5 protein-coding genes are annotated in these 5125 nt (G+C 27.4%); all 5 read left to right on the forward strand.

The window, feature by feature from the left end:
• Positions 1-25: 25 nt before the first annotated feature.
• Entirely contained in the window at positions 26-544 is a 519-nt protein-coding gene (locus tag EZH24_RS06950) for an exodeoxyribonuclease III (protein WP_272897882.1), read from the forward strand.
• A gap of 87 nt (positions 545-631) precedes the next feature.
• Positions 632-952: a YggT family protein gene (locus EZH24_RS06955; protein WP_137998402.1), complete on the forward strand. Its 321-nt coding sequence runs from the start codon at positions 632-634 to the stop codon at positions 950-952.
• A gap of 6 nt (positions 953-958) precedes the next feature.
• Positions 959-3100 (forward strand): tetratricopeptide repeat protein, encoded by a 2142-nt coding sequence (locus EZH24_RS06960; protein WP_137998403.1) that lies wholly within the window; start codon positions 959-961, stop codon positions 3098-3100.
• Positions 3101-3111: 11 nt separating this feature from the next.
• Positions 3112-4578 carry an SWIM zinc finger family protein gene (locus EZH24_RS06965; protein ID WP_137998404.1) on the forward strand — a complete coding sequence of 489 codons (1467 nt, stop codon included), beginning with the start codon at positions 3112-3114 and terminating at the stop codon, positions 4576-4578.
• A gap of 51 nt (positions 4579-4629) precedes the next feature.
• Positions 4630-5125 (forward strand): MgtC/SapB family protein (locus tag EZH24_RS06970; RefSeq protein ID WP_137998405.1); only part of this gene is annotated, 496 nt, incomplete at its 3' end.

Consider the following 5125-nt stretch of genomic DNA (forward strand, 5'->3'; position numbering starts at 1 on the left):
AACCGAATAAAGAATCAAAAATCAAATAGGAGAAAAATTTAAAGACAGAGAAGGAAGAATTATCTCTTTGGAATTTGACGATTTTATTTTATTCAATGTTTATTTTCCAAACGGCGGAAAGTCGGAAGAGCATTTTGAATATAAATTAAATTTTTACGAAGAAATTATTAAATATTTAAAAAAATTAAAAAATAAAAAAAATGTAATATTATGCGGAGATATGAATATCGCTCATACGGAAATCGATTTGGCGCGTCCTAAAGAAAACGAAAAAAATATTGGATTTTTGCCAGAAGAGAGAGCGCTTATAACAAAATTTTTAAATAGCGGATTTACCGACACTTTTAGAATGTTTGTCAAAGAAGGAGGACATTACAGTTGGTGGGATTTTAAGACGGGAGCGAGAGCGAGAAATGTCGGCTGGAGAATCGATTATTTTTTTGTTAATAACGAAATTGCGAAAAATATTAAAAGAGCGGATATATTAAGCGAAGTTATGGGAAGCGACCATTGTCCGATTTTAATAGAATTTGAAAATAAATGACGCTTGATTTTTTTACTATATGTAATATATTAGAATTTATTATAAAATTAATTCTAAAAAGGGAAATATAAATTAATCGGATATTATATGCTTATACAAGTCGTTAATTTTATATATGTTTTGATAATTCAGGCTTTGAGGCTTTATTCTTTTATATGGTTTATATGGATTATCATAAGTTGGCTAACCGCGTTTGGAGCGATTCATTTGGATTATTATAATCCTATCGTAAGATTTTTTTATAATATAACGGACGGAATAATCGACAGAATATTTGGAGATTTTAGAAGTAAATTTATAATCGGAATGATTGACATATCTCCTTTGGTATTTCTTTTAATAATCAATATGGTTCTTCCAAGAATAATAAGAATGATTTATATATATATATTAAGATTGATAGCGTAAATTATTATGGAATCGTTAGATAAAATAATGGAATATATGAGCGAAGGCGATTTTAGGAAAGCCATAAAAGAACTTAATCTAATAATAGAACATGAACCTAATAACGCTCAAGCTTTTTATATGCGAGGCAAATCGGCGTTTATAGAATTACAAAACGAAAAATACGATAATAATTTGGAAATTAATTTTATATATTCCGCAATCGAAAACGATTTAAATAAATGTATAGAAATAGACCCGAGTATAATAGACGCTTATCGAGGTTTAATGTATTTAAATAGAATTTTAAAAAATGTGGATAAAGAAAGAGAATTCGCTCAAACCCTCTTGGAAAAAGCTAAAGAATTGGAAGAAACTTCGACTGACGCTTTGCTTATGCTTGCAAGCAGCTATTTAAACAACGGAAAAAACGAATCGGATTTTCATCAAGCGATTGGTTTTTACGATGATTTTATTAAAAGAGTAGATATTGAAGACGGCAAGATGGCGAGATTTGAAAGAGGACTCTGCTATTATAATTTGGGTATTTTAAATAAAGCCGATGCGGAAGCGAATAAACTCATTGAAGATTTTCCGATGTATGATGACGCTTATTTTTTGAAAGGAATCGCATTATCCAAAAGCGGAATCGATTCGGAATTTTTTGAAGACGCGATATTCTTTTTAAATAAAGCGATAGAATTAAATAATCAAAATTACAACGCGTTATACGAAATCGCGGAATGGTATTTTGAAAAAGGAAATTATAAAAAAGCCATAGAAACCTACGACAAATTACTTGAAAGCAAAAATAAATATAATTTAGCCGCTTTGCTTGGAAAAACTCAAACATTTCATGATATGATTGTAGAAAGCGGAGAATATACGGGAAGCGAAGAACAAAATAAAAATTTAACCGAAGCCTTTAATTTGATAAACAAAGTTATTGAAATTTTAGGAAACGATAAAAGAATCGTTCAATATAAATATTATAGAGGAGATTTGTTTTCTTATAAAGGCGAAATTGACAAAGCTAAAGAAGAGTTTGAAAAAATTGCCGAAGAAAAAGAAATTGCGGACGCTCTATATTATAGAATCGCCGAATTTTATTATAATTACGCGCAAAGCAAAGAATATTATAAAAAATCTTTAAATTATTTGGAAAAAATAAAAGATAAAAAAAACGCCGCTTATAATTTGTCAATATTTGCAAATTACGAATTAAAAAATTATAAAGAGATAGTTAAAATATGCGAGGAATTTTTAAATAATTTTTTGAACGATAAAAATTCTAACGAAGAAAAAAATATTTATTATATAAGATTTATTTACGCTTATTCTTTGCAAATGATTGATTCTCATAATTACGATTTGATAATTGAAAACTATAAATTATGTCTTAACGATGAAACTTTGGATAAGGCTTTGATATATAGAAATATTGCAAAAATAATGATTTACAATATGAGCATGAATTATTATTTGAAAGGAATGGAATATTTGCAACTTTCAATGAAATTAAACGATGCGATATCTTATTATTTATACGCTAAAGAATTATTTTACGGAAATATTATCGCTCCCTGCCCCGAACTTGCGCTTGGTTTGGCTAATACTTCAATCGAACTTGACGGCAATTTGGAATACGCTTATATAATAATGGGAAGAGGTTACGAACTCGGCAGAGGAATAGAAAAGAATCCGAATAAAGCTTTTGAAATATATTATAAAGCGAACGAAATCGCTAAAATAAACAATTCAAAATCTTCTTGCGCTAAAGCCGCTTTGGCACACTGTTATTATAATGGAATAGGAGTCGAAAAAAATCAATCTATGGCTTTAAGTATAGTGAAGAAAACCGCCGAAACTCGAGGAAAATTTTCTCATAGTCATATAGCCTTATTATATTCTTATTTTGCGCTTGAATGTTTTGAAGGATTCGATTTGAAAAAGGCTCTTTCTTTATTTAATCAAACTTTGCCTCATTATAGCGACTTATCCGTAGTTATGACTTTAAAAAGATTATATAAAAGATTGGGTAGAAAAAAAGACATTAAACGAATGATAAAAATCGAAGCGGAAACTTTGAAAAGAACGGGAGAATTCAATTTAAATTATTTAAGAAATTATATTAAGAATTTTAAGAATTTTTACCCGATTCCTTTTTAATGCAAAATTACATGAAAAATGATATAACCGACAAATTAAAAATATTAAAAAAATATACCGAAGAAAATTTTTTAATTTCTTTAACCAATAAAGGAATATACAATCGAGCGTTAAAAGATTTCAAAAATATGCAAAATAACAATAGGTTTCAACCAATTGTTAAAATAGTAGAAAATAAAATAAAAATTTCTTTCGACAATACGGAAATATTTTTTACGGAAAATATTAAAGAAGCGACTTGCAATTGTCCTTCTAAAAAAATTTGCAAACATATAATTATAGCTTTATTATATATAAAAGAATTAACAAAAGATTTTAAAACCGAAATTCAAGCTCAAAAAAAATTTGAAGAAATAAATAATATAAAAAATAAAAATACAAAAAAAGAATCAAAAGAAAAAAATAAAATTATCGATTCCAATATTTTGGAATTTTCAAAAAATTTTATAGAAAATATTTTTGCAAAAGGATTTTACGGATGCCATGAAAAAGATTTTGATACAGCGGAACAAATTGCAACAAAATTAAATATTAACGAAATGCCAGAACTTGCAAAACTTTTTAGAAGTTTATCTCAAAGCATTGACGCTATGATAAATAAAAAAGCGTTTTTCAATAAAATTTTTACAATGAAAACTTTATCGAAAATTTATAATACGATTAACGCCATTGAAAACGCGAAAAAAAATAATGATGAAACTACGATTAAATTACTTACGGGAGAAAATAAAAACGCGTATATTGAAAAATCTTCGGGTGAGTTTATAGGTTTGGGCGCTTATCCTTGGATTTCGTCTTCGGGTTATTTTGGTTTGACTTCCATTCTTTACGATTTGATTTCAAAAAAAATTTGTTTTTATTCTCATACTCTTCCGACTTTTTACGATGATTCAAAAAATTTAAAAAATCTTTATGACGATATTAATTCCAATTATTATAAAAAAATTCATTGGGAAAATAATATTTCAATGGAAACTATTTCAAAATATAAAATAAAATTAACGAATTATAAAATAAATAACGAAAATAGAATTTCCTCAAGCAAAAAAACTTCCGTAATTGTTGTCGAAAAAATAGATTATGATTTTATAAAAAATATTAAAGAAGAAATTAAAAATTCAAAATTATTTATTTCAAGTTTTGAAGATATAAAAAATATTGATTTTAAATTTGATTATTTCAATAATAAAAACGAAGCTAAAATTTTAATTTCGGAATTTCAAAAAATAGAAAATATAAATTTCGATAAAGTAAGTCAAATTCTTTTTTTCGATATTTTAAATAACAACGAAAAACTTACTTTAAATATAAAATATAATCAAATCAACTCGCATGGATTCGATTACATAAAAAATTATAAAAACTCGGAAATTGATAAAAATAAATTTATCGTTTTTACAACTAAAGAAAAATCAAAATTTTCTCCGATAAGCTTTATAAATATAAACGCGGTTATAAATATATTTTTTGAAAGATAAATAAAAAATATTTCGATAATTATAAATACGAAAAAATTATGCGAGTTAATTATGATAAAAGAATCAATCGAATATATATTGTCCGACTACAGCGTTTTGGAAATTGCGACAAGAATAATGGTTGCCTATATAATGGGAATTTTTATCGGCTGGGAGAGAGCGCAACATAAAAAACCGATTGGAAGCAGAACTACAAGCATAGTATGTATGGGAGCGGCGATTTTGTCATGCTACGAAGAAATTTTTGCAAAAATGATAATGATTCAAAATTACGAACTTGTAAAAGTAGGAAGCGAAATATTATACAGGACTCCCGATTATAACAGAATAACAGCTCAAATAGTTTCGGGAATAGGATTTTTGGGAGCGGGAATGATTATTCAAAACAGAGGAAAACTTCATGGAATCACGACTGCGGCGATAGTTTGGGTTACGGCATGTTTGGGAATTGTAATCGGTTCGGGCGAATGGATTTTATCGGGCATCGGTTGTTTATGCGTATTTTTAAGCGCTTCGATTTATAGAGTTCCCTATTTGATGGCAAACA

This window comes from Brachyspira catarrhinii (genome assembly GCF_005518285.1).
Taxonomy (GTDB): domain Bacteria; phylum Spirochaetota; class Brachyspiria; order Brachyspirales; family Brachyspiraceae; genus Brachyspira; species Brachyspira catarrhinii.

What these genes read in the sequence shown, in the direction of transcription:
- EZH24_RS06955 (WP_137998402.1), top strand. Translation starts at nt 632, where the DNA reads ATGCTTATACAAGTCGTTAATTTTATATATGTTTTGATAATTCAGGCT.
- EZH24_RS06960 (WP_137998403.1), top strand. Translation starts at nt 959, where the DNA reads ATGGAATCGTTAGATAAAATAATGGAATATATGAGCGAAGGCGATTTT.
- EZH24_RS06965 (WP_137998404.1), top strand. Translation starts at nt 3,112, where the DNA reads ATGAAAAATGATATAACCGACAAATTAAAAATATTAAAAAAATATACC.